Genomic DNA, 3983 nt, shown 5'->3' with positions numbered 1-3983 from the left:
TCGAATAATTGCTTGAATTCCTCTATTTCTTCCGGGTTTAATCCGGTTGTGGCCACGGATAAATCCAGTTTCACCTTATAATCGCCATATTCCGATAACATACGGTCAATGTTGTCAGAGTATCCTTGGACGAAATTTGCTGCATTGTTTGCAAACCCACCATCGTTAAACTCATTCTTCGCTTCCTGCCACTGTTTTTCTGCCAGTCTGTCAAAAGCGTCTGCCTGTCCGTTAATTCCCTCGGTGATTAAGTCGATTGCGCTTTTTTCCGCACCGTATTTGCCGATTAATTCGTTCTGGATTGACATAAGGGTTTTGCGCGCTTCTGTGACATCGGAAATGGAAGAGCCGGAATCATTGAGCACTGCTTGCAGTTCTTCCACTTTAGATTTGTAGCTGTCTATGTCGGATTTTGCGCTGCTGAAAGTGTTGCTTACTTCATCTGCTTTCTGCGCAACGTCACCTGACACACGGATGAAGTTTGAAACCGCTGTTGCAACCGCCTGTATGCCAAGGCTTAACCCTAAAGTCAGAGCGGAATTTAAAAGGACAGTTTTCAATCGCAATGCATCCGTTGAAACGCCACAGGAAGCCAGATAGGAACGGTATCCTGCCAAAGATGCAGGTGCTTCCACGGATGTTGTCTGGAGGTATGCTTTTAATTGTTCATTGTTTTGGACAATTGCACCACCAAATGTATTTATATCTGTTGTCCCTGTTATTAATTCATCATTCCATACTCTCATTGCAATTTCAGCTTCATGGAAATGTTTCTGCTGTGTCTTGAATGCAGTGATATCAATGCCCATAATATTTCCTTGAATATCCATCTTATGGGTATCCTTATTAAATACCTGTGTAATACCGTAATTCTTATTGAGTGCTGTCATCCCTGCTTGAAACGTGGTAAGGATGACCGGGATCGCCCCTATTGTGTCAGCCAGCTTTTCAAACGACTGGATTGCATTGTCAAGGAATGACACACCGCCTTTTATAGCATCCTTGTCTGTGATGGATGCTACAAAACTGTCCCATGTATTCTGCAAAGCATTCAAGCGGCCTTCCCATGAATCTGCGGTCTTATTTGCTTCCTCCAGTGCAGAGCCTGTGCCCTGTGAAAACTCGCCAACCATCTTTTCATATAAATCCCATCGGCTTAAAAGGGCTGATAACGCATTGGCATGGTACTTTCCGCCTATGTCTGAGATAAGCCCTTGTTTTTCTGCGCTGTTGTCTGGCAGGGAATTATAGACCTCTGATAAATCTTTCAGTATGTCCATCGGATTACGAAGTGTGGCAACCCCGTCTTTTATATATTCCAATTCCACGCCCAATGAATGGCATCTGGCTTCCACTTTCTTAAGCTGCTCTTCGTCAATCATTTCCCCGTCAAACTCGCCCGACACTTGCTGCAAATTTAATACAATACTCCTGAATGCCCTGCCCATTTCGGAGCCGCTTCTTTTTGTCGTTGCGATCATGGCCGCTTCTGCCGCCGTAAGTTCATCAATAGCAACTCCGGCATTAGCCGCAAATGAAGCTGAAACACGGGTGGCATCTGCAATGTCAGTCAATGACGCGCTGTTTTTGTTTGAAATATAGTTCGCCCCGTCAAGCGCGGCATTCAATTTATCCACACTCCCGCCATATTTATATGCCGCATCCGTTGCCAGCAGGTAATTATTCGCCATTTCCGCCGTCATATCCCCGGCCGACTGTGCAAGCAATGAAAGCTGCCCAAGTTCCTTTGACAGTGTTTCATACCCAGACCTTGCCATTTCCTGAACGGCTGTAAGGTAATTCCCAGAAACTTGGCCAAATTTGCTTGCAACAGCAAAGGCTTCATCCCCTAATTCCTTTAATTGCCGCATCGTCATCTCACTGGTCTTGCTAATTTCTGTAAGTATTGTATCATTCGTTTTGAGTGTATTTAAAGATTGGCGGAATTTATTTACAGCAACAAATGAAAGCCCAAAGCAATTTCCCGCTTTAACGATATTTCCCAACATCCCTTTAATCCTGTCAGTCGTAGAAACAGCCGCATAGCCTGTGGCTCTTACACCTGATGTAAATACCTGGAACTGGTCTGTTGCATCCCTTAATTCATCCCTGTTGCTGACCGCTTCAATCACACCACGAATCCGTTCCGCCTCACCAAGCCAATAGGAAGATTCATTAATTTTTGTATGTTTATTTGTAAATGTAGCAAACTGGTTTAACAGTTTTTCTCTTTTTAGGTCAATATTTACGCTGATCGGATTCCTGTCCGCAAATTCCCTTGCCTGGGAAACAGCGCGTCTTACCTGCGCATTTAACCTATCGCCTGTACTGTTCAGATTGAGGTTAATATCCCTTGCTGACACATTCCTCAATGCATTGTTAATTTCCCTGTTCAACTGGCGGCTGTCCATCTTCGCCTGTATCTTTATCTGCCGGAGGTTCCCTTCCATCTGGCGGATGGTCTGATTCACTCCATTCTTTGTATCTCCTTTCGCCAGAATCCCGACAAGCCTTAATTTCCGTATGCTTTTCTCCAGTTCCTTAATCTGGGCATTAATCTGTGTTTTGCTCTTCTGCTGATCCAAAAGGGCAAGTAAGTCTAATAAAAATTCATTTGTTCCATTACTCAATGTTTCTGTTTCCTCCTTAATTTTAAGCATAATAAAAGAGAGACTATGAAATAATCTCCCTAAAAATTTACAGTATTCTTTTTAATTAGCATATCCTTTTGCAGCGTTTGCACTGAAACAGCAATTTACCACGCTTCATTCCCACAGCTTCAAAATCAGACGAATTACAATATCTGCACGTCTTTTGGGATTGTTTTTTAATCAATTCATCTCTTTTATCTTTTGGCAATGTATCAAGATATGAATAATATACGTGCTCAACAAGGAATGCAAACGCAAAGCACCCAATAACAATCAACAGCACCATACACTATACCTCATAATCAGAACTCCCTTTTACAACGGTTGCATACCCTTTTTGCTTTCCCGCTCCCTAAGAAGCCCGTCCAGATAGAAAATCCACGGTTCATAAGGGTGTATTCCTTACTGAAACAGTATGGACACTGTACTTTGGATACAGACTGCACTTCTTTAAAGGCATCTGGGACGTATTTCCTGAGCTCCTTCTTCGCAGCATCACAGTTTCCATTTTCATCCTTAGGCGGTGCTTGAAATTCTTTTATTAGGTAGTATAAATTTCCACTTTTCTCCAAATTTATTATCCTATCTTTTAACAAATATAAGCTAATTTTATTACCCTTTTCATCTTTTACACCATAATAATACCATGTAATCCAATCAGATCTATCTTCTGCATCTACATTTTCCTCTTCATCATCAAAAGACGCTCCACAAACAGGGCAACTCTCAAAATTTTTTGCGACTTCAAATTTGAATTCAGTACCGCATTTCCCACATGTAATCTTTGCCATACCCTACACCCCCAATCACTCTTTCTTCCATATATATTATGTTTTCATTATACCACCTCCATTTGATTGATGCAATCATATGTTTGCTTTCTTTCCATATTTAAATATCATTTTTCCACATCATCCAAAACACGAACAAATTTTCCCACTTTACACCCTTCCACTATTGTGATACCATTAGTTCCATATTAAGTTTTTATTGTATCATGTTGATATTTTACACTTCTTTTAAAAAACGTAAAATTTTGCTTATTTTTTCAAAAATTTAGTGTTTTTTATGATTTTTTGCTTATTTTTTTGGTTTTCTATAATTTTTAATGTTTTTGAGTTCCTGTTACTACTTGATTTTCAGAATTATAATTTCATTTTCAGAATCCGGATTCCTGAGAAATGGGTGCTTGGTTTACTTGGCTGCTTAATTATTCAAAAGATAGTCCTGTAATTTCACGAATAAATGTGGGTACAGATCAATTTTATTGTTTTTGAATTTACTAAGGGTATCTTTATTCATCCCAATTACCTTACATATATAACTGGCTTT

The 3983-nt window shown here is 40.3% G+C and carries 2 protein-coding genes; both read right to left on the bottom strand.

Annotated features, from left to right (window positions below; translation table 11 throughout):
- Nucleotides 1-2630: phage tail tape measure protein (locus tag ACTO17_RS19625; protein ID WP_482559113.1), on the bottom strand; the 2630-nt coding region annotated here is incomplete at its 3' end.
- A gap of 323 nt (nt 2631-2953) precedes the next feature.
- Nucleotides 2954-3442, bottom strand: coding sequence for a hypothetical protein (locus ACTO17_RS19620; protein WP_172538689.1), 489 nt, complete (start codon nt 3440-3442; stop codon nt 2954-2956).
- Nucleotides 3443-3983 lie beyond the last annotated feature (541 nt).

The sequence above is a fragment of the Petralouisia sp. genome, from assembly GCF_056822245.1.
This window is presented reverse-complemented; position numbering and strand designations above follow the sequence as displayed.